We start from the raw sequence: 21,364 nt of genomic DNA on the forward strand, positions 1-21,364 counted from the left end.
GAGCGTCAACCACATTGCAAGCCTTGCAAAAATTAAAAGGTGTGGTGAAAGCAGAAGGTACGGTAACTGCGGGTAATGCTTCAGGAATTAACGACGGTGCAGCAGCTTTACTGATCGCATCAGATCAAGCCGTTACACAATATCAATTAAAACCACGTGCCAAAATCATTGCAGCGACAACCGTGGGTATAGAACCTCGAATCATGGGATTTGCACCTGCACCAGCGATCAAGAAATTACTTCAACAGGCAAATCTGAGTTTGGCGCAGATGGATGTGATTGAGCTGAATGAAGCCTTTGCCGCCCAAGCTTTAGCGGTGACTCGTGATTTAGGCTTGGCAGATGATGATGCACGGGTCAATCCGAATGGTGGTGCGATTGCTTTGGGACATCCACTGGGTGCATCAGGTGCTCGCTTGGTGACAACCGCCCTCAACCAACTTGAACAGATTCAAGGGCAATATGCCTTGTGTTCAATGTGTATCGGTGTAGGTCAAGGCATCGCCATGATTATTCAACGTGTCGAGTGAGGTCTGTGATGAGCCAGTTATACGCCAGCTTATTTTATCAACCTGATGTCACTGCGATCTTTAGTGATCAAGCTTTATTGGGTTATATGATTCAAGCCGAAGTCGCTTTGGCAAAAGCGCAGGCGCAGGTCAATGTGATTCCAGAATCAGCGGCTACCGTTATTGAACGTGTAGGGCAAGATGCTTTAGTGTACATAGACATAGATGCATTGGCTGTTGCAGCTGGTTTGGCTGGAAATGTTGCGATTCCTTTTGTGAAGCAATTTACAGCCTTAGTTAAACAGCAAGATGAAGATGCCGCCCGTTATGTACATTGGGGTGCAACCAGTCAAGATATTATTGATACAGCAACCATTTTGCAGTGTCGAGATGCATTGATCTTGATTGAGCAACAATTGCAACAGACGTATCAGGTCTGCTTAAAGCAAGCACAACAATATCGTGATCAAGTCATGATTGGGCGTACATGGTTACAACAGGCTTTACCGATCACACTTGGACATAAGTTTGCACGTTGGGCGGCTGCTTTGCAACGTGATCTTGAACGTCTTAATCGTATGCAACAACGAGTTTTAACCGCCCAACTGGGAGGTGCTGTAGGTTCGTTGGCTTCTTTGCAAGATCAAGGTTCAGCTGTGGTTGCAGCTTATGCACACTTACTCAATTTAACTGCACCGACATGTACATGGCATGGTGAGCGAGATCGCATGGTTGAGATCGCCAGCGCTTTAGCTTTGATTGTCGGCAATGTTGGCAAAATGGCAAAAGATTGGTCATTGCTGATGCAGACTGAAATCGCCGAAGTCTTTGAACCCACTGCAAAAGGTCGAGGTGGTTCATCCACGATGCCCCATAAACGTAATCCTGTTGCGGCAGCTTCAATCCTTGCAGCAGCCAATCGTGTTCCTGCTTTGATGGCAAGCGTTTACCAAAGTATGGTGCAAGAGCATGAACGTGCTTTAGGGGCTTGGCATGCTGAATGGTTGGCAATTCCTGAAATTTTTCAGTTATGTGCAGGTGCTTTAGAGCGCACACATGATGTATTGGCACATATGCAAGTAAATGCAGTCGCCATGCAGCGTAATCTTGAGTGTACTCAAGGTTTAATCATGGCAGAAGCAGTCATGATGGCACTTGCAGTAAAAATTGGGCGTTTAAATGCGCATCATTTGGTTGAACAAGCATGTCAACAAGCAGTGGCTGAACAGAAACATTTAAAAACGGTATTAGCCGAGATGGATCAAGTCAATACCTACTTCAATGAGCAGGCGTTGCAAGCATTGTTTAACCCGACATCTTACTTGGGCAATATTCAGGCTCAAATTGATGCAGTACTGCAAGCCGCACAAGAGGATCAAAGATCATGATGATCAATAACCGTCAAGGACACCAACTTGCAGTGCAAGTACAGGGTTTGAAAGATGCTCCAGTGATTATGTTTTCCAACTCTTTGGGAACTGATCATGGGATGTGGCAAGCACAGGTTGCTGTATTAGCAGAGCATTATCAAATTATTACTTATGACACACGTGGTCATGGTGAGAGTGAGGTGGTTGCCCACACGACCTTGCAAAACCTAGCTGAAGATGCAGTCGATATCCTTGATGCTTTAAACATCGCCAAAGCACATTTCTGTGGTATTTCGATGGGTGGAATTACTGCGCTTGCTTTGGCAATCAACCATGCTGAACGTTTTTATAGTATTACCGTAGCAAACTCAGCCGCAAAAATTGGCACTGCCGAAGCTTGGAACAGTCGAGCGGAGAGTGTGGAGCAACATGGTTTAGCTGAAATCGTAAAAACGACACATACCCGTTGGTTTAGTGAGCATTTTGATTATGCCCATGATGTATTGGCACAAAAAACCATTCAAAGTTTAGCAATGACACCCTCACAAGGTTATGCCAATGCCTGTAGAGCTTTGGCAGATGCAGATGTTCGCGATCAGCTAAATCAAATCCAAATACCCACATTGATTATTGCGGGGCAGTATGACCCTGTCACCACAGTTCAAGATGCAGAATTTATGCATCAACTTGTTCAAAACAGTCAGCTTGAAATCTTGGCAGCCTCCCATTTATCCAATATTGAACAGCCTCAAGTGTTCAATCAGGCGCTGTCTAAGTTTATTCAAAGCATATAACCGCAAGGGTTAGAAAGGAATTCGCCTACAAGGAGGCAACTATGGCACAGGAATTTGCTGCCCCAAACAAGAGTATGGATGCGCAGGCGCTGATCAATGATGCACCTGTCAGTAAATATCAGTGGATGATTGCAATTATTTGTTTTCTCATCGTATTTGTCGATGGCATTGATACTGCTGCAATGGGCTTTATTGCACCTGCTTTGGCGCAAGATTGGGGCATTGATCGTTCCCAACTTGGACCTGTCATGAGTGCAGCACTGGGTGGAATGATCATCGGTGCATTGGTTTCAGGTCCTACAGCAGATCGCTTTGGTCGCAAGATTGTTTTGACTATTTCGATGCTGATTTTTGGTGGTTTTACACTGGCATCTGCTTATGCACAAGACTTAAACAGCCTTGTGATATTACGCTTTTTAACAGGTATTGGTTTAGGTGCGGCGATGCCAAATGCCACCACCTTGTTCTCAGAATATTGTCCACAGCGCATTCGCTCATTGCTCGTGACCTGCATGTTCTGTGGTTATAACTTGGGGATGGCGATTGGTGGATTTATCAGTAGTTGGTTAATCCCGACCTTTGGTTGGCACAGTCTATTTTTACTGGGCGGAATCGCACCACTGATACTCATGGTATTGGTCATTTTCGTGTTGCCAGAATCTTATCGCTTCTTGATTGTCAAAGGACGATCAACAGAGAAGGTTCGCAAAATTTTAAACCACATTGCACCAGAGCAGGTAAAAACTGCGCAAACCTTTCATATTCCAGAAGAGCAGTCTGCGGTTGCAGAAAAGAAAAATGTATTCGGTATGTTGTTTTCAAAACAATATGCCAAAGGCACGCTTTTACTTTGGTCGACCTATTTTATGGGCTTGGTGGTGATTTATTTGCTGACCAGCTGGTTACCGACCTTGATGCGTGAAACGGGCGCGACCATGGAACGAGCTGCATTTATCGGTGGTTTATTCCAGTTCGGTGGTGTGATGAGTGCCTTATTTATTGGTTGGGCGATGGATCGCTTTAACCCAAATCGCATTATTTCTGCTTTCTATTTTATCGCAGGTTTGTTTGCAGTCGCTGTGGGGCAAAGCCTAAGCAATCCAACTTTATTGGCACTATTGGTGTTATGTGCCGGGATAGCCATCAATGGTGCGCAATCTTCTATGCCTGCTTTAAGTGCTCGTTTTTACCCAACGCAATGCCGTGCAACAGGGGTTGCTTGGATGACGGGTATTGGACGATTTGGTGCTGTGTTTGGTGCATGGATCGGGGCTGTTTTATTGGGCAATGATTGGTCTTTTACCGCTATTCTCAGTTTGCTCATGATTCCAGCAACCGCAGCAGCCATCGCTATTTTTGTTAAATCTTTGGTTGCTCATACCGATGCAACCTAATGCTCATTTTTCTAGATGAGGAATAACGTCAATGAATGATGATCAACGCTATCAACAAGGGCTTAAAGTCCGTACCGAAGTACTTGGTGAACAACATGTCGGCCGCTCTTTAGCGAACCTAAATGATTTTAATCAAGACTTCCAGAATTTTATCAGTCGATTTGCATGGGGTGAAGTATGGTCTCGTGAAGGTCTACCTCGTCATACACGTAGTTTAGTGACCATTGCGATTTTATTGGCATTGGGACGAGAGGATGAACTCAGAATGCATTTACGTGCTTGTTTTAACAATGGTGTGACCAAGGATGAACTTAAAGAATTGATTTTGCATAGTTCATTATATGCAGGTTTGCCAGCAGCAAATGCAGCAATGCATATGGCTGAAGACGTTTTTAAAGAGCTGGGTATCGAAGTGCAGCCTATTGCGACACCACTACAAGATTAAGGAGACCAGCATGTTAAGTCATACATTGGGTGCATATCCACAACGTAACACCGATGATCATCCGCCAGCATATACACCGGGCTATAAAACCAGTGTATTACGCTCGCCAAAAAATGCATTGATTTCGATTAATGAAACCTTGACAGAAGTGACCTCACCGCATTTTTCCCCCAATCTTTTTGGTGCGAAAGACAATGATTTGATTTTGAACTATGCCAAAGACGGTTTACCCGTCGGTGAACGTATTATTGTCCATGGTTATGTTCGTGATCAGTTTGGTCGTCCAGTCAAAAATGCCTTGTTAGAAGTTTGGCAAGCCAATGCTTCAGGGCGTTATCGTCATCCAAATGATAAGTTTATCGGCGCGATGGATCCAAACTTTGGTGGCTGTGGTCGTACTTTAACTGATGAAAATGGATTCTTCATTTTTCGTACCATTAAACCGGGTCCTTATCCGTGGCGTAACCGTATCAATGAATGGCGTCCAGCGCACATCCATTTTTCATTGATTGCAGATGGTTGGGCACAGCGCTTAATTTCGCAGTTCTATTTTGAAGGCGATACGCTGATTGATAGCTGCCCAATTTTAAAAACGATTCCTTCTGAAGATCAGCGTCGTGCCCTGATCGCACTCGAAGATAAAAACAACTTTATTGAAGCGGATAGCCGTTGTTACCGCTTTGATATTCATCTTCGTGGTCGTCGTGCGACTTATTTTGAAAATGATTTGACTTAAGGGTGAATACGATGAATGCATGGAATTTTCAAGAACTGAAAGAGACTCCATCTCAAACAGGTGGTCCTTATGTTCATATTGGCTTATTGCCTCAACAAGCCAATATTGAAGTGTTTGAACACAACTTTAATCACCAATTGACCAATGACAAAACTCAAGGGCAACGTATTCGCCTGGAAGGTCAAGTTTTTGACGGACTGGGTTTGCCATTAAGAGATGTGTTACTGGAAATCTGGCAAGCAGATAGCAATGGTGTTTATCCAAGTCAGGCAGATACCCAAGGCAAAACTGTAGATCCACATTTTCAAGGCTGGGGGCGTACAGGGGCGAATTTTGAAACAGGTTTTTGGCATTTTGAAACTATAAAACCCGGTGCTGTAGCTGGACGTAAAGGTTCGATTCAAGCACCTCATATTGCTGTGGTGCTGTTTGCACGTGGCATCAACATTGGACTACATACCCGTATTTATTTTGAGGATGAAGTAGATGCCAATGCCAATGATCCAGTTTTAAACAGTATTGAATGGGCGACTCGTCGTCAGACTCTTATTGCCAAACGTACGGAAGTTGATGGCGAAATCGTCTATCGCTTTGATATTCGTATTCAAGGTGAAGATGAAACGGTATTTTTTGATATCTAAGTATTTTGTCAAATCTTACTTTGATCATCATGGAGTTTGATCAATTTATGATTTTCCTCCCCGTAAAAAGGGAGGATGAATGCGATTTAAGTACATTGGTTTAAAGCATAGGACATTAAAACAGTATCTATATTCGAATTATTTATTACAGATCATCTATTAAGGAAGATGGAAAATGAAATTAAAAAAAATTGCAGCAGTGATGCTGGCACTGACCCCAATCTTTACATTGCAAATGACACAAGCACAAACACTTCCTGTACAGCGTGTTGAATTATCCGAACTGGCAAAACTTCCAGTGAAAACGATTGTACCGATTACTGCCAAAACTCAAGAACAAGCCTTGGCGCAAGCCAAAGTGATTGCAAGTAATCCCGATGCAGATTTAGCGGAATTCCGTATCGACTTGCTCGACTTTGCCAACAACACACAACAAGTGATTGCTTTGGGGCATCAACTTAAACAGATTCTAGGCAGCAAGCCGATGATTGCTACCATTCGTACACACAATGAAGGTGGGCAGTTGACCATCACTGATGCGGATTATGCAAAAACTTATCAAGCTTATTTAAAGCAGCCATTTATGGACATGTTAGATGTGGAGATGTTCCGAGATCCACAAGCCGTAAACAATATCGTAAAACTGGCACATGCCAAAAAAGTATTGATTGTGATGTCGAATCACGATTTTAAAAAGACACCCAATGAAGATGAGATCATTCAACGATTGCTTAAACAGGATGAGCTTGGTGCAGATATTTTAAAAATCGCAGTGATGCCACAAAGCAAACAAGATGTATTCACCTTAATGAATGCCACTTTAAAAGTGAGTCAACAATCCAAAAAGCCATTATTGACCATGTCGATGGGCAAGTTGGGCACTATTTCTCGAATTGCTACAGCAAATATGGGCGGAAGCTTTAGCTTCGGCATGATCGGTGAAGCTTCTGCACCTGGTCAAATTGATGTAACCCAATTGAAGCAGTTATTGAAAACTGTTCAACCTACACCATAATTTAAAAGGACTTTTAAGACATGAAATTGATTTCTTTACGTTTAAGCGCATTGGCGATAGGGCTTGCAGTTTCTGGTTTAACGATGGCTGAAAGCTATGTGGTAGACCGTTATCAGGATGACAGTGAAAAAGGTTCATTGCGCTGGGCAATTGAACAGGCAAATGCCAAACCGACTGAGGCCAGTGAGATTTTGATTCAAGCGGTTGGGACAGCACCTCATACCATCAAGGTGAATAGTCCTTTACCTGAGATCAAAGCACCCGTAAAAATTACGGGAACCCAATGGGCGAAAACTGGTGAATTTATCGCCATTGATGGTTCGAATTATATTAAAGGGACAGGTGTTGAAGCTTGTCCGGGAGCGGTCGAAGGGCAGTTTGGTACCAATGTGCGTACCACAACTTTACCGGGACTTGTTTTGCGTGACATCAACGGGGTCACCATTCAAGGTGTAGAAATTCGCCGTTTCTGTATTGGTATTTTAATGAATCGTGCCAGTAATAACCTGATTCAAAATAACCGCATTATGCATAACTATGGTGGTGCAGGCGTGATGTTGACAGGGGATGATGGCAAGGGCAATCCTACTGCAACCACCACCAATAACAATAAAGTGCTGAATAATTATTTCCAAGACAATGGTGATGGGCTTGAATTAACCCGTGGTGCAGCATTTAACTTGGTTGCAAATAATCACTTTATTTCAACATCTGCAAATCCAGAGCCATCGCAAGGTATTGAGATTTTATGGGGCAATGACAATGCCGTGGTGGGCAATAAGTTTGAAAACTATTCAGATGGCTTGCAGATCAACTGGGGCAAGCGAAATTATATTGCCTACAATGAACTGACTAATAACTCGAATGGTTTTAACTTAACAGGCGATGGCAATATTTTTGACAGCAATAAAGTCCATGGAAACCGTGTTGGTATTGCGATTCGTTCTGAAAAAGATGCAAATGCACACATCACGCTTACCAAGAACCAAATTTGGAATAACGGTCAAGACATTAAGCGCTGTGAAGCGGGGGGGAGTTGTGTACCTAATCTACGTGTAGGTGCGATTATCTTTGATATTCCGGGATTGGAGCATGCGCACTTTGTGGGTTCACGTGGTCATGGTGTCAAGATTGATCCAGCAAATTTACAGAAAACTTGTCAACAGCCGAATGAGCAAGGTTGTAATGCTCAACCAAATCAAGGCATTCAAGCACCTAAATTAAGCTATGCCAAAGGTCAAGTTACGGTTGAAGTCAAGGGGCAACCAAAACAACGTTATCAGGTTGAGTTCTTTGGAAACACTTCAGCGAGTTCAAATGAAGCAGAATTTTATTTAGGTTCAGCTGTTGCTGCGACCAATGGACAAGGTCTAGCCAAGCTTTTATGGAAACCGACCAATAAAGTCGCATCTGTTACCGCAAATATTACAGATCGTTTGGGTGCAACTTCTGAACTCAGTTCAGCTGTGAAATTAAAATAACAATCAGGAGCTTGAGATGAATTCGAAAAGATTTTTGATCAAACTGAGTTGCTTGACTGTTGCGCTTTGTACTGTTCAGCACAGCTTTGCGAATCAACCGTGGTCACAGGATCGTCAATGGTTATTGGGTGATTGGAATGGTGAGCGTCAACAACTGGAAAAACAAGGTTATAAATTTACTGCTTCTATTATGAGCCAAGCAGCCACCAATTTAGATGGCGGTTATAACGATAGCAATACTTTTAAAAATGCAGCGCAACTGGCGTTAGGTGCAAATTTTGATCTAGAGAAAATAGCAGGTTGGGACAATACCACCGCCAATATTTTAATCACCAAGCGTGATGGCAATGCTTTGACTTTGGATCGTATTAAAGATCCTCGTTCGAGCGCTTTGGGAAATTCACAAGAAATTTATGGTCGAGGTAAAATTTGGCGCCTGACTCAAGCATGGGTCAAAAAAGGATTTGCTGACAATACAGTTCAATTCAAGATTGGGCGTATGGGCATGTCTGACGACTTCAATGGTTCACAGTGTGAATTCCAGAATTTATTACTATGTGGCGGACAGCTTGGAAAATCTATTGGCTCCATTTGGTACAACTTACCTGTGGGGCTATGGGGAACCAATGTTAAATATCAATTTGCGCCAGATTGGACACTGGGTGTGGGTGTCTATGAAGTGAATCCAGATAATATTAAAACCGCCAAAAATAGCGATGGTTTTAATTTGGATATGAATAATGTCAAAGGTGCAACAATTCCTGTTGAACTGGCTTGGCGACCGAAACTCGCGATATTCGATGGTTTGCCAGGTGAATATAAAGTCGGTGCATTGTATTCGACAGCTGAAGCCAATGATATTGCAACCACGGGTAAAGTACATGACGGTAAACACAGTTTTTGGTTGAATGCACAACAACAATTGAGCCAAAAAGGCAATGATCCTAAACGTGGTCTATATGCCAGTGTGAATGTCGTGGTGAATGATAAAGCCACCACAGCAGTCCAAAGCACACAACAATTGGCGCTTTGGTACAAAGGACCATTTGATGGTCGTCCAAATGATTCTATTGGTTTTGGTCTCGCCAATTATATGGTGAATGATCGTTATAAAGATCGTCAAATTGCGCTGAATAATAGTCGTGGTTATGACGAATACGATGCATTTGCAGCAGACTATGTTCCTGTTCAACGTGATGAGTTAAATATTGAACTGAACTATACCTACCAATGGTCACCAGCGGTCATGCTCAGACCAAATCTACAATATATTCATCAACCCGCAGGTGTTAAAGAAGTGGATGATGCATGGGTTGCAGGTTTAAGCATGCGTGTAAATTTCTAATCTAGGAGTATGACGTATGTCTGAATCTTCGAACTCACATACTATACTGAAAATATGGTGTTTTATTTTAGCATTGGCTTTATTACTCACAGGACTGTTTTTTACAGTGGGTGGGATAAAACTGGTGACCTTGGGAGGATCATGGTATTTCGTGATCTCTGGCGTACTCACCTTAGCTTCTGCGATTTTCATTTTTAAGAAAAAAGTGATCGGTGTCGGCTTATTCAGTCTGGTTTTTATCGGTACATTGATTTGGGCTTTGATTGACGCAGGTTGGGAGTTTTGGCCTTTATTCTCAAGACTGATGTTTCCAGCAGGCTTATTTGCAGCATTGATGTTTAGTTTACCAGCCATTCGCCGTTATCAAGCTCAACCGAGCATGAGTCTACCCGCTTATGGCTTGGGTGTTGTGACTGTTGTTGGGATGCTGATTGGACTTTATCAGATGTTCCAACCACATCCAACGGTTGCTGCAACGGGGCAGGCATTGCCCTTGGTTCCTGTTAAAACAGACATGAAACAAACCAACTGGCAACATTATGGGCAGGATGCAGGGGGAAGCCGTTTCGCTGCATTAGATCAAATCACTCGAGATAATGTACATCAGTTAAAAGAAGCATGGCGTTTCCGTACAGGTGATTTTACTACAGGTACAGGCAATGGCGCTGAAGATCAAATGACCCCATTGCAAGTCGGCAATAAGATCTACTTATGTACACCGCACAATAACATTTTTGCCTTAGAAGCAGATTCAGGAAAACAACTTTGGAAAGCTGAAGTGAATTCTAAGTCTGATGCGTGGGAACGTTGCCGTGGTGTGGCTTATTTTGATTCAACCCAAGCATTGGTTCAGCCAACTTTGGCAGGTGCTACGCCTGTTCAAGCTGTGGCAAACAATACCTCATGTTTGCGTCGTGTTTATACCAACACGCCTGATGGTCGCTTAATCGCAGTCAATGCGGATACAGGTGAACGCTGTAAAGATTTCGGGGTGGATGGTACTGTAGACTTACTCAAAGGTTTGGGTGAGGGAACCACTGCACCACGATTTGAAGTAACCTCAGCACCAACCATCGCAGGTACAGTAATTGTCGTGGGAAGTCGAATTGCGGATAACTTTGCAGCAGATATGCCCGGTGGTGTGATCCGCGCTTATGATGTGATTACAGGGCAATTGCGTTGGGCTTTTGATCCACGTAATCCAGATCCAAACCATGTGTTAAAAGAAGGTGAAACGTATAAACGCAGTTCAGCAAACTCATGGGCTGCGATGTCTTATGACCCGCAAATGAATACGGTATTCTTGCCGATGGGCAGTTCTTCTGTGGATGTTTGGGGTGGCAATCGCCAACCGTTGGACCATAAATACAATTCATCTGTCTTGGCTTTGGATGCGACTACGGGCAAGGAAAAGTGGGTTTATCAAACTGTTCATAATGACTTATGGGATTTTGATTTACCGATGCAACCGAGTTTGGTCGATTTCCCAATGAAAGATGGTTCGAATAAACCTGCTGTGGTGATTGGAACGAAATCCGGTCAGTTTTTTGTCTTGGATCGTTTGACGGGGCAACCTTTAACCAAGGTGATTGAGCAAGCTGTCAAGCCAGCAGATATTCAAGGTGAACAATATAGTCCGACACAACCTCGCTCTGTTGAAATGCCGCAGATTGGTAATCAAACCATTACTGAATCGGATATGTGGGGCGCTACACCATTTGATCAATTGATGTGTCGTATCAACTTTAAATCAATGCGTTATGAAGGCTTATATACTGCACCGGGTAAAGATAAATCGTTAAGTTTCCCAGGCTCTCTCGGTGGTATGAACTGGGGCAGTATTGCTTTCGATCCAAGTCATCAATATATGTTTGTCAATGACATGCGCTTAGGTTTATGGATTCAGTTGATTGAACAAACACCTGAAGATTTGGCTAAACAGGCAAATGGTGGTGAGAAGGTCAATACTGGGATGGGTGCAGTACCGATGAAAGGTACGCCGTATAAAGTCAATAAAGATCGTTTCTGGTCGAAGTTGAATATTCCATGCCAAAAACCGCCTTATGGCACCATGACTGCGATTGATATGAAAACTCGTCAAATTGCATGGCAAGTACCAATGGGAACAGTAGAAGATACTGGACCGATGGGGATTAAGATGGGGCTGAAAGCACCGATTGGAATGCCAACCATTGGTGGTCCAATGGCAACGCAAGGTGGTTTGGTATTCTTTGCTGCAACGCAAGATTACTACCTACGCGCTTTGGACTCATCTTCTGGTAAAGAGCTTTGGAAAGCACGCTTACCTGTGGGTAGCCAAGGCACACCGATCAGCTATGTATCTCCGAAAACAGGCAAACAATATGTCATGATCACAGCAGGTGGAGCGCGTCAATCACCTGATCATGGTGACTATGTGATTGCATATAGTTTGAAATAAGTCTTTATTTTAAACACTAGCAAAAACTGCAATCCTAAGTGATTGCAGTTTTTTTATGAGTTTTTCTAAATAGCTTGGATCATTAACAAATAATGAATAAGACTTTAATCTTTTTTATTATATTTAAAAATTTAATAAAATCATGAATTTATAATTATTTTTTGAATCAGGATGCTAGATCTATTTTAATCTAGAATGTGATTTAGGTTTTAATTTTTTCCTTAGATTTTAGTTAAACTTACTATTTGAATGATTACAGAAATGTCATTAAATTAAATAGATCAATAATTTATTTTTTTAATTGGTAATTAATTAAGGTAAAAGTAAATAATGGTTATGTTAATAAAATTATAATATTTAGTTGTTTTTAAAATATAATTGTATTTTTTAATTTTTATTAAAAATTTAGTTTAAGTTAAACTGAAAATAAATTAATTAGTTTAACTAAAATATTATAATTTCTTCATTATTTGTTCATGATAAAAATAATTATTAATTGGAGAAATAAAGAGCAAATAATATTTTTATAAATTTAACAACAATGATTTGTGTTTATCTTATTGTATTACATTGATAAAAAATATAAATGACAAAAAGTAATGTATTAGTATGACAATAAATCAATCAAAAAAAATGTGACAGATGTATCATTTGAATCAGAGTGAAGTTCCTGATTTATTTTTGAACTATTGTTATTTTTTTTATAACAAGGTAGTTTTAAATAAATAGTAACTAGATTCACAAATTTGGAATTATTAATTAAGTGAACCTTACTGTTAATAAATATAGGTGAACAAAATAATTATTCAGTACTATTTTTTATTAAAATCCAATGAGGTTTATTGCATGAAAAGTTTATCTTTATCGACAGTAAGTGCGTTAGTTTTAGGTTTGGCATGTACACATACTTTTGCTGTAGACGGCACAATCACTGTCAATGGTGTAGTGACGGATAGCACATGTACATTAACTGGGTTAGGTCCAGGCACTGCTGGCTCTAAAAATATTATCGTGACTCTAGATACAGTTCCAACTTCTACTTTTACAACAGCAAACCAATCTGCTGCAACGAAAAGCTTTGACCTACAACTTAAAAATGGTGCAGGTACAGGTGGCTGTGATGCGGCAACAAATAAAGCACTTAAAGGTTTGTTTTTAGAAACAGCGGCGGCTGCGGATTATGATGCAACAGAAAAAACAGCTTTAGTAAACAAGTCAACAGATGCTTCATCTGCTAAGCCAGTATTTATTCAAATTTTAACTGATGCAGATACACCTGTAGATTACTCACAAGCTTGGGGTACACAAGCAAAAAGTGCGATCACAGGGCTTGCAGCAGATGGTACTGGCACCGCAACCATGACTTATAAAGCACGCTACTTCACTAAAACTGGTTCTGTAGATGCGCAGAATGTGACAGCAACTGTAAATTATACATTGCAATATAACTAATCTGTGTTTGCTTAAATTGTGAAGGGGAATATTATGCGTTATCTACAAGCTGCTATATGTGTATTCTTAACCATGCCACTTGCTTATGCTGGGGTGTCTATAGATGGTACACGTATAATTTTCCCTGCTCAGTCTAAAAGTGTAAATGTCCAACTCAGAAACATATATGACACACCTGCATTGGTACAAGCTTGGATTGATAATGGCGATCCAAAGAAAACCCCTCAGGCAGAAGAAGTCCCATTTGTACTTAATCCACCTTTAGTTCGCATTGAACCAAATAAAGGGCAAATTATTCGAATTATCCCTTTAGACACATCAAAATTGGCAAAAGATCGAGAGTCAATTTATTGGTTTAATATTTTAGATATTCCACCGAGTGACCCGAATTTAGCTGATAAAAATCATTTGTCATTTACGGTACGGACACGCGTTAAATTATTTTATCGTCCAACACAGTTGGCAATGAAAGCAGATCATGCACAAAAAAGCCTTCAATTTAAACTAGATCGTTCTATAAATAGTTTGACCATCAGTAATCCAACACCGTATTACATTACGGTCTTACAAGTGGAAAGTGGAAAAAATCATGCTTTTAACTCAGGCGAAGATGCCATCATGTTAGAGCCTTTTAGTAGCCGTAGTTTAAAAAATTTTATCCCCGATCTCACAACAAAAAAAATATCCTATGAAATTGTCAATGATCTAGGCGCAGTACAAACATTCGAAGCCGTCATGCAGTAATAAAACAGTAATAATGGATCGTTTAGCATGCTAAATTTTAAAAAAAGCGAGCTCTGCTTAATGCTGTTGTCTGCGATTGCTTTGCAGGTGTCAGCTGAAGAAAATCAACAAAATTTGCTCGCACAAGACAATCAACATTTGATTGCTCAAGACAATACACAATTGGTTGCGCAAAATAATGCTTTAGTGACTTTCAATTCGGCGTCGTTATTTGGTAATGACCGTAATGTTTCCTTGAGTAATTTTGAAGTTAAAAACTTCGTTGCGCCTGGTAAATATCTAGTCGAGTTGTCGGTCAATAAGCAAGTGATCGGTAATCAGGAAGTCCGCTTTGATCATTTGGATGGGCAACGTTCGGCTGTGCTTTGTGTAGATACGAATTTATTAAATCAATTTGATTTAATACCAGCGTTTCGTAAAAGTTTAACTGAAATGCCATGTCGAACCATTAAACAAGTCAATGCTGATGCCTATTATGACTTTGATTTATCTCAATTAAAACTGAATGTTTCCATTCCTCAAGCAATACGAGTCGAACGTCCAGAAGGATATATTGATCCAGCATTATTTAATCAAGGGGTAAATTCAAGTTTTATTGGTTATGCATTTAACTATAACCGTGATGAAGATCGAGAAAGTAAATACTTGGGATTAAATGGGGGATTAAATATTGCGGGTTGGTACTACCGACATGCAGGTGCATTTGAGTCTGAAAACTCAGGTTTGGGGCACTATTATTCTGATCAAAACGTGTTATATCGCGATATGACCCGATTAAAATCACGTTTAAGTTTAGGTCAATTTAATACCACAACTTATCGTTTGGATAATTTACCCATTGTAGGTGCACAATTGGCGTCTGATCAGGAAATGTTACCGTGGTCAGCTCGGCAGTATGCCCCTGTAATTGAAAATTTTGCCAATACCAATGCATTGGTCAGAATTTATCAAAGTGGTCAAAAAATCTATGAGCGTACCGTACCTGCTGGTGCATTTCGTATTACTGATTTAAATACGGCAACTTCAGGAGATTTAACCGTTGAAATTACTGAAACAGGCGGTGAAAGAAGAAGCTTTAATGTTCCGATGCAAAGCAATTATGATTTAGTGCGTCAAGGTCGTTATAACTACAGTGTTGCGGGTGGTCGTTATCGCACGCGTCATGAAACAACCCATGATAAATTGTTTCAAGGCAGTTTTAATTACGGGATCAATAATGCCTTGACCATTGGTGCAGGTGCAAATTTTAGTGATGACTATGCCAGTGGCTTGCTGGCAATATCTACTAATACACTACTTGGTGGCGTAACTGCTTCTATAGAACATACTGAATCTGAACTATATCGTAAGGATTATCGTGGGCAAAAATACAGTCTGAATTATCGTTATGACTGGTTAGCTCAAAATTTAAATTTTTATGCAGATTATTCGGCTTATGACCGTGAATATATGAGTATTTCCTCACATTTGTATCAGCGTAATTTGGCTGATTTAACTGATCGTGAGTATGATGACTTTTTGTATAATTATAATCTAAAACAAAATATGGGCATCAGTGTTTCCAAGTCATTCCCAAATACACGTCTCGGTAATTTTAATTTAGCAGTTCGTAAAAATAACTATTGGGATGACAGCCAAGATTATTATCAATATAACCTGAGTTATGGCAATACATGGAACAGAATAAGTTATAACCTTGGCTTATCACGTACCGACTATTCAGATCATGCGCGTAAACGAGGCGATACTATTTATTTTTCCATGACCGTTCCACTCGATTGGCGCAAGAAAAATATGTCACTGAATGCCAGTGTTCAGCATGACCAAGATTCAAATACCACTTCAAATGTCAGTCTATCAGGCGTTTTGGGTGCGCATAATGAATTGAACTTTGGTGCAGGGGTGATTAATAATCAGCACGATACCTTATTTAATGGCAACATTAATTATTTATTGCCTGCCGTAAATCTAGGCGCAACCCTTTCAACCAATCAAAACAACACCCAGTATTCTTTATCCGCACAAGGTGCTGTTGTTGCCCATCGTTTTGGGATTACCCCAGTCAATACGTTGCCTGACACTTACACTATTGTGCATGCGGAAGAAGGGATGGGCGCTGTTGTTTCAAATGCTTGGGGGGTAAAAGTTGATCGCTTTGGAAATGCGATTTATCCATACAACACACCATACAGTAAAAATTTAATCACGCTTGACCCTGCTGATTTGCCTGCAAATGTGACTTTGGAATCTAACCAAACTGAAGTGATTCCACGTAGATATAGTTCACAACTTACTGAATTTAAAGCCAATAAATCAAGTAATATTTTACTGCGTATTCGTTACGCTTTAGATTCACAAATTGCGATGGGCAGTCAATTAAAGGATGAACAGGGCAATGTATTGGGTATTGTGGGTGCATCTAGCCAAGTGATCGTAGATAAACAAGAGGCATTATTGCATGATACATCTGTAGTTTGGGGAGCTGAAGCCAATCAACAGTGTAAGATTGGACCGATATCTAAGTCATTGTTAACACAAAAAAATACAGAAAACTTCAATATTATCAATGTGGAGTGTAAATAGATCATGAAGAAGTTACTTTTAATATTTACGCCACTATGCTTTTTATCAATGCAATCAATATTTGCAGCGACAGCGACATGTACGACTTACCCGACAATAGAATTTAATCGCACTAGCGGTACGATTAATATATTTCCTTATACGCAAACATTTAATGATACAACAAATGGGGTGTTGTTTAATAATTGTCAACCGCGAGGAAATGTTGCCGCCTTGGCGACATTTAGAGCTACGACAGGCAATACTGATTTAGTCGGTGTAAGTCCTTATGCCGTAAATAATAATATTACAATAACGGGTTCAACTGCGAATCCGACAACTTTAGCAGCAGCTAAGATTTGGTTAATTAATAATATGCGAATAGCATTTACTTTAAGATCAAATAATAATGTGAATCCTATATCGCAAGATATATTAACCTTAAATACTGATTATAATATTATGCCTTTAACCAGTAATGGGTCTTCAGCGATTATTAATGGTGAAAGCTATTTTACAGGACTTGGTAATAATGGAACACCAGATTCAGCAATGAGAAACAATCGATTTACCTTGAACCTGCTTTCCACTACAAAGCCGAGCATCGCTGTGATTGATGCACTCAATAATTCGACTGTACGAATTCATTTAGGCACTTTATCTTATAAATATGATGATTGGGGAAATGGTGGAACAAATCCTGCTCCAAGTGGTGTACCAAAAACGGGTACAACTGAGCTCTATGTAAATATCCAAATGAATTTTGTTTTACCTACATGTACGCTGGCAAACCAAATCGTGAATCTGGCACCCGTACCAATGGCAACATTGAACAGTAATCAAACAGCAAATGAACAACCTTTTAATGTCAATATTAATTGTACAGGAGCATTGCCCAATAAAGTTTTATTGGCAACAATTACCGATAGTTATACCCCAAGTAATATAAATAGCAATGGGATTTTAAAAAATTCACCAAGTTTAGCAAATCGAAGTAATGTCGATGTACAGTTAAGAGATAGTTCAGATGTGCCATTGGCGATTGGGACACAAAACCCTTTTTATTCAATTCCTACTGGTTCGACTGCAACGACATTTATTAAAGCGTTAAAAGCACGATATTACAGATCTTTAGCAACAGCAACACCAGGTTATGTTCAAACTCAGGCAACTGTTTCATTAGATTATCAATAATTAGAATATTATCAGTAAAGTGAATTCAATTTGATAAATCTATATTTGTTTAAAATAATTGTAGTGGAGTGTAAATAAATCATGAAGAAGTTACTTTGGTTATTTGCACCATTATGCCTTACGTCAACACAGATATTTGCAGCAAATTCGAATTGTGTAACCTATCCAATGATTGAGTTTAATCGCACAAGTGGCACAATTAATAGTTTTCCATATACACAAACATTTAATGATACAAATAACACCTTATTGCTAAATAATTGTACACCAGCGCCGTATACTGTTGCTGTAAGGGCAGTTTTTAAAGCGGCTTCTGGTAATACTGATTTAGTTGGCAGTAGTCCTTTTTCAGTTAGTAATGGTATTACTATTTCAGGTTCTAACGCTAATCCAACAACCTTAGCAGCAGCAAAGATTTGGTTGATGAATAATCTACGGATTGAATATAGATTAAGATCGAATAATGATATTAATCCTTTATCATTCGATATCTTGGCTTTAGATACGGATTATAGTGTAGTACCAGACACTAGTGCAGGACCGATTAAGATCATAAATGGTGAAGGCTATTATGCGGGATTAAATGGTAATGGTACAACCAATAGCGCAATCAGAAATAGCAGATTTAAACTGACTTTACTTTCTACAACTAAACCTTCAGCCGCTGTTATCGATGCTTTAAATAATTCAGTAGTTCGTATTCATTTAGGTACTTTTGCCTATAAATATGATGATTGGGGAGGGGCTTTAGGAAATGCACCACCCCCAAGTGGAAATCCTAAAGTTGGAACATCTGAAGTTTATGTGAACATCCAAATGAACTTTGCTCTTCCTACTTGCACCATGGCAAACCAAATAGTGAATTTAGCACCCGTACCGACAGCAACGTTGAACAGTAATCAAACCGCAAATGAGCAATCTTTTAATGTCAATATTTATTGTACTGCAGCAATGCCCAATAAAGTTTTATTGGCAACAATTACCGATAGCTATACCCCAAGTAATGTAAATACCAATGGCATATTAAAAAATTCACCAAGTTTAGCAAATCGTAGTAATGTCGATGTACAGTTAAGAGACAATGCTGATGTGCCATTGGCGATTGGGACACAAAGCCCTTTTTATTCGATTCCTGTTGGTTCAACTGCAACGACATTTATGAAAACATTAAAGGCACGTTATTATAGATCTTTAGCAACAGCTACTCCAGGTTATGTACAGACTCAGGCAACTGTTTCAATAGACTATCAATAAATCAATCAAAAGCTAAAAATATTCATTTTTAGCTTTTTGCGTATAAGAAACTAACTTCGATGTTTGATTTGTTAAAAAATGCATAGCATAAAATATTATTTCTTTTGATTAATTAAATCAATACGATAAAAATAGTATTGCAAGATTTAAAGCGTGTATTGTCATGTTTTAGTTCTAAAGTTTAATACGTTGGCTTAGGCGATATCTTACTTTTCAGAGATGAAAAGAGAGCAAAAATCTTTCTTTAACAGGGATCTTGCGCTGCAAACAAAGCAGTGCTTTGTTTTTGCTCATATCGCCTTTGAACGACTATGGCATCCATGCCATCTCACGATAGAAAGACCATCGATGTAAATCACGTGTATAAATAATCAGACGGTTTGACTCTATGTTTTATCACTCTTTAAAAATACGAAAATTCTACATCCTTATTTTTAAACTATGAAAAATATCTCGTGGCTTTGATTAAATTCATGGTATCTACATCCTGTAGATTTTCTAAGTTGCCTCTCCATCGGGGAAGAAAGTTGGAAAAGGGGATGTTGAAATACAACTATAAAAGCGGCTATAAAAATTTATGCGAGATCAACCAAATTCTTGATCACTATTGGCAAAGCCAAATTTATGCAGCAGGTTTTGTTGAGTTTGTTGCATTTCTTTAATCAACCAATCTCTAAAAATCACTTTTCTGTTGTCTTCTTCGATTGAAGAGGATGCCAATAGGTAATATGCTGAATCATCAAAGTGGAGATACTTTTCAACTTGAAAAAAATCGTGATCAAGTTCATGTTCAATCATGAAGCCAGAAACAATTGTTTGTCCTAAACCGGATAAACATGCCTCAATACATAAATAAAAGTGATCAAGCTCAATGGTGTTTAATTTTGAGATTTCAGGATATTCTTTCGCTAGGTAATTTTTAAACTTTGGACGTGATGAACTGAGTAACAAATTTGAGGCATTTTGTTGATTGGAATTCACCATAAACATAAATTCATCAATGATTTTGGTACTGAAAATATGATCACCCCAAGCAAAATCATTTCTTCGAATGGCAAGATCGATATCTTGATTTTGAAAATCTAGAGGTCCACCACCCGTTAAAAGGGTGATTCCAAAACCAAGATTTAACTCATTGAAGCTCACCATACGAGGAATAAGCCATTTCATCGAAATCGTGGGTTCACAAGAAATAATTAAATTATTGCTTTTATATTTTTGCTGTTTAATGCTAATGACACAATGATCAAGTTGATTAAACACATGTTGGCAACAATCTAAAAGAACTTTACCTTCTGCAGTCAAAATTAAAGATTTATTCTTTCTTTCAAATAAAGCAACATTCAGTAGATCCTCTAAATTTTTAATTTGTCGACTTACTGCGCTTTGAGTAACATATAGGCGTTCAGCCGCAATGGTTACACTTCCCTCAATCGCCACATAATAAAAAAACTTTAATGAATTAAGCGATAATCTTTCTATCATGTTAAAGGCTCTTGTAATCCATACATTGAATTAATTGATGTACTGATTGATGTAATCAAGTATTAGTACTTTATTTTAATGGATATTATAATTTTTTGTAATGTATCGCAATGTATTTAGTCGTAAAGATTAGTAAAAATCATCTATTTTATTTAATTTTTATCATGTTTACAGGCACATTTTCCATACATATGATATAAGAAAAGTGCGGGTGAATCCGTTAAGTGCACCTCATTTTGATCAATAAAATAGGTTTGATTCTTGTTTTGGTCTAATACAGTTAAAAATTTATTTTGCCGATCAATTACAATGCCATGAGTTGTTCTTTTAATATACTCAAAGTTTTTATCAAGATGACCCGTATTAAAAAAAACGGAGTCACCAATTTTAATTCGCCATTTTGAAATATCTTTGAGTAGACCACAATGTTTACAGGTCCACTTTTTGGTTTTGAATGAAATGTTGGGTTTAAGCATTAATTTTCTCCTTTTGATTATTTTCTC

The 21,364-nt window shown here is 39.3% G+C and carries 17 protein-coding genes and 1 pseudogene; 16 read left to right on the top strand and 2 right to left on the bottom strand.

What is annotated here, in order from left to right; translation table 11 throughout:
- The 16 genes and pseudogenes from ACINWC743_RS17910 to ACINWC743_RS24940 all read left to right on the top strand — a co-directional run.
- Nucleotides 1-530: pseudogene (locus ACINWC743_RS17910) on the top strand (acetyl-CoA C-acyltransferase); the annotation flags it as partial.
- 8 nt (nucleotides 531-538) lie between these two features.
- A complete protein-coding gene (locus ACINWC743_RS17915; RefSeq protein WP_009586487.1) occupies nucleotides 539-1,897 on the top strand; it encodes a 3-carboxy-cis,cis-muconate cycloisomerase in 1,359 nt (452 codons plus the stop codon).
- Complete coding sequence (gene pcaD, locus ACINWC743_RS17920; RefSeq protein ID WP_009586492.1) at nucleotides 1,894-2,673, top strand: 3-oxoadipate enol-lactonase; 780 nt, start codon at nucleotides 1,894-1,896, stop codon at nucleotides 2,671-2,673. Before ACINWC743_RS17915 ends, pcaD begins: the two co-directional genes overlap by 4 nt.
- A gap of 41 nt (nucleotides 2,674-2,714) precedes the next feature.
- A complete protein-coding gene (locus ACINWC743_RS17925; RefSeq protein WP_009586504.1) occupies nucleotides 2,715-4,067 on the top strand; it encodes an MFS transporter in 1,353 nt (450 codons plus the stop codon).
- 31 nt (nucleotides 4,068-4,098) lie between these two features.
- A complete protein-coding gene (gene pcaC, locus ACINWC743_RS17930; RefSeq protein WP_004828626.1) occupies nucleotides 4,099-4,512 on the top strand; it encodes a 4-carboxymuconolactone decarboxylase in 414 nt (137 codons plus the stop codon).
- A 10-nt stretch (nucleotides 4,513-4,522) separates the two neighbouring features.
- Nucleotides 4,523-5,248, top strand: a complete 726-nt coding sequence (gene pcaH, locus ACINWC743_RS17935) for a protocatechuate 3,4-dioxygenase subunit beta (RefSeq protein ID WP_004828629.1) — start codon at nucleotides 4,523-4,525, stop codon at nucleotides 5,246-5,248.
- An 11-nt stretch (nucleotides 5,249-5,259) separates the two neighbouring features.
- Nucleotides 5,260-5,889, top strand: coding sequence for a protocatechuate 3,4-dioxygenase subunit alpha (gene pcaG / locus ACINWC743_RS17940; protein ID WP_009586509.1), 630 nt, complete (start codon nucleotides 5,260-5,262; stop codon nucleotides 5,887-5,889).
- A 235-nt stretch (nucleotides 5,890-6,124) separates the two neighbouring features.
- Nucleotides 6,125-6,904 carry a type I 3-dehydroquinate dehydratase gene (gene aroD, locus ACINWC743_RS17945; protein WP_373867733.1) on the top strand — a complete coding sequence of 260 codons (780 nt, stop codon included), beginning with the start codon at nucleotides 6,125-6,127 and terminating at the stop codon, nucleotides 6,902-6,904.
- Between the two features lie 20 nt (nucleotides 6,905-6,924).
- Entirely contained in the window at nucleotides 6,925-8,385 is a 1,461-nt protein-coding gene (locus tag ACINWC743_RS17950; protein WP_009586438.1) for a right-handed parallel beta-helix repeat-containing protein, read from the top strand.
- 16 nt (nucleotides 8,386-8,401) lie between these two features.
- Nucleotides 8,402-9,730 carry a carbohydrate porin gene (locus ACINWC743_RS17955; RefSeq protein ID WP_009586479.1) on the top strand — a complete coding sequence of 443 codons (1,329 nt, stop codon included), beginning with the start codon at nucleotides 8,402-8,404 and terminating at the stop codon, nucleotides 9,728-9,730.
- A gap of 16 nt (nucleotides 9,731-9,746) precedes the next feature.
- The gene (locus ACINWC743_RS17960; RefSeq protein WP_005030547.1) at nucleotides 9,747-12,170 is read left to right on the top strand and encodes a glucose/quinate/shikimate family membrane-bound PQQ-dependent dehydrogenase; all 2,424 of its coding nucleotides are present in this window, start codon (nucleotides 9,747-9,749) and stop codon (nucleotides 12,168-12,170) included.
- An 846-nt stretch (nucleotides 12,171-13,016) separates the two neighbouring features.
- The gene (locus ACINWC743_RS17965) at nucleotides 13,017-13,622 is read left to right on the top strand and encodes a fimbrial protein (protein WP_009586501.1); all 606 of its coding nucleotides are present in this window, start codon (nucleotides 13,017-13,019) and stop codon (nucleotides 13,620-13,622) included.
- Nucleotides 13,623-13,655: 33 nt separating this feature from the next.
- Nucleotides 13,656-14,366 (top strand): molecular chaperone, encoded by a 711-nt coding sequence (locus tag ACINWC743_RS17970; RefSeq protein ID WP_009586491.1) that lies wholly within the window; start codon nucleotides 13,656-13,658, stop codon nucleotides 14,364-14,366.
- 27 nt (nucleotides 14,367-14,393) lie between these two features.
- Nucleotides 14,394-16,949, top strand: coding sequence for a fimbria/pilus outer membrane usher protein (locus tag ACINWC743_RS17975; protein ID WP_009586450.1), 2,556 nt, complete (start codon nucleotides 14,394-14,396; stop codon nucleotides 16,947-16,949).
- Nucleotides 16,950-16,997: 48 nt separating this feature from the next.
- Nucleotides 16,998-18,122: a fimbrial protein gene (locus tag ACINWC743_RS24935; RefSeq protein WP_227510915.1), complete on the top strand. Its 1,125-nt coding sequence runs from the start codon at nucleotides 16,998-17,000 to the stop codon at nucleotides 18,120-18,122.
- Nucleotides 18,123-18,203: 81 nt separating this feature from the next.
- A complete protein-coding gene (locus tag ACINWC743_RS24940; RefSeq protein ID WP_009586454.1) occupies nucleotides 18,204-19,376 on the top strand; it encodes a fimbrial protein in 1,173 nt (390 codons plus the stop codon).
- A gap of 585 nt (nucleotides 19,377-19,961) precedes the next feature.
- On the opposite strand, the gene ACINWC743_RS17990 is transcribed toward ACINWC743_RS24940, so the two are convergent.
- Both ACINWC743_RS17990 and ACINWC743_RS17995 read right to left on the bottom strand, forming a co-directional pair.
- A complete protein-coding gene (locus tag ACINWC743_RS17990; protein WP_009586481.1) occupies nucleotides 19,962-20,861 on the bottom strand; it encodes a LysR family transcriptional regulator in 900 nt (299 codons plus the stop codon).
- Nucleotides 20,862-21,013: 152 nt separating this feature from the next.
- Nucleotides 21,014-21,337, bottom strand: coding sequence for a hypothetical protein (locus ACINWC743_RS17995; protein ID WP_009586498.1), 324 nt, complete (start codon nucleotides 21,335-21,337; stop codon nucleotides 21,014-21,016).
- Nucleotides 21,338-21,364 lie beyond the last annotated feature (27 nt).

This window comes from Acinetobacter sp. WC-743 (assembly GCF_000335555.1).
GTDB lineage: Bacteria > Pseudomonadota > Gammaproteobacteria > Pseudomonadales > Moraxellaceae > Acinetobacter > Acinetobacter bereziniae.

Excerpts from the sequence above, each read along its gene's own strand:
- ACINWC743_RS17955 (WP_009586479.1), top strand. The coding sequence starts at position 8,402 with ATGAATTCGAAAAGATTTTTGATCAAACTGAGTTGCTTGACTGTTGCG.
- ACINWC743_RS17950 (WP_009586438.1), top strand. The coding sequence starts at position 6,925 with ATGAAATTGATTTCTTTACGTTTAAGCGCATTGGCGATAGGGCTTGCA.
- ACINWC743_RS17960 (WP_005030547.1), top strand. The coding sequence starts at position 9,747 with ATGTCTGAATCTTCGAACTCACATACTATACTGAAAATATGGTGTTTT.
- ACINWC743_RS24940 (WP_009586454.1), top strand. The coding sequence starts at position 18,204 with ATGAAGAAGTTACTTTGGTTATTTGCACCATTATGCCTTACGTCAACA.
- ACINWC743_RS24935 (WP_227510915.1), top strand. The coding sequence starts at position 16,998 with ATGCAATCAATATTTGCAGCGACAGCGACATGTACGACTTACCCGACA.
- aroD (WP_373867733.1), top strand. The coding sequence starts at position 6,125 with ATGACACAAGCACAAACACTTCCTGTACAGCGTGTTGAATTATCCGAA.
- pcaC (WP_004828626.1), top strand. The coding sequence starts at position 4,099 with ATGAATGATGATCAACGCTATCAACAAGGGCTTAAAGTCCGTACCGAA.
- ACINWC743_RS17925 (WP_009586504.1), top strand. The coding sequence starts at position 2,715 with ATGGCACAGGAATTTGCTGCCCCAAACAAGAGTATGGATGCGCAGGCG.
- ACINWC743_RS17915 (WP_009586487.1), top strand. The coding sequence starts at position 539 with ATGAGCCAGTTATACGCCAGCTTATTTTATCAACCTGATGTCACTGCG.
- ACINWC743_RS17995 (WP_009586498.1), bottom strand. The coding sequence starts at position 21,337 with ATGCTTAAACCCAACATTTCATTCAAAACCAAAAAGTGGACCTGTAAA.
- pcaD (WP_009586492.1), top strand. The coding sequence starts at position 1,894 with ATGATGATCAATAACCGTCAAGGACACCAACTTGCAGTGCAAGTACAG.
- ACINWC743_RS17975 (WP_009586450.1), top strand. The coding sequence starts at position 14,394 with ATGCTAAATTTTAAAAAAAGCGAGCTCTGCTTAATGCTGTTGTCTGCG.
- pcaG (WP_009586509.1), top strand. The coding sequence starts at position 5,260 with ATGAATGCATGGAATTTTCAAGAACTGAAAGAGACTCCATCTCAAACA.
- pcaH (WP_004828629.1), top strand. The coding sequence starts at position 4,523 with ATGTTAAGTCATACATTGGGTGCATATCCACAACGTAACACCGATGAT.
- ACINWC743_RS17965 (WP_009586501.1), top strand. The coding sequence starts at position 13,017 with ATGAAAAGTTTATCTTTATCGACAGTAAGTGCGTTAGTTTTAGGTTTG.
- ACINWC743_RS17970 (WP_009586491.1), top strand. The coding sequence starts at position 13,656 with ATGCGTTATCTACAAGCTGCTATATGTGTATTCTTAACCATGCCACTT.
- ACINWC743_RS17990 (WP_009586481.1), bottom strand. The coding sequence starts at position 20,861 with ATGATAGAAAGATTATCGCTTAATTCATTAAAGTTTTTTTATTATGTG.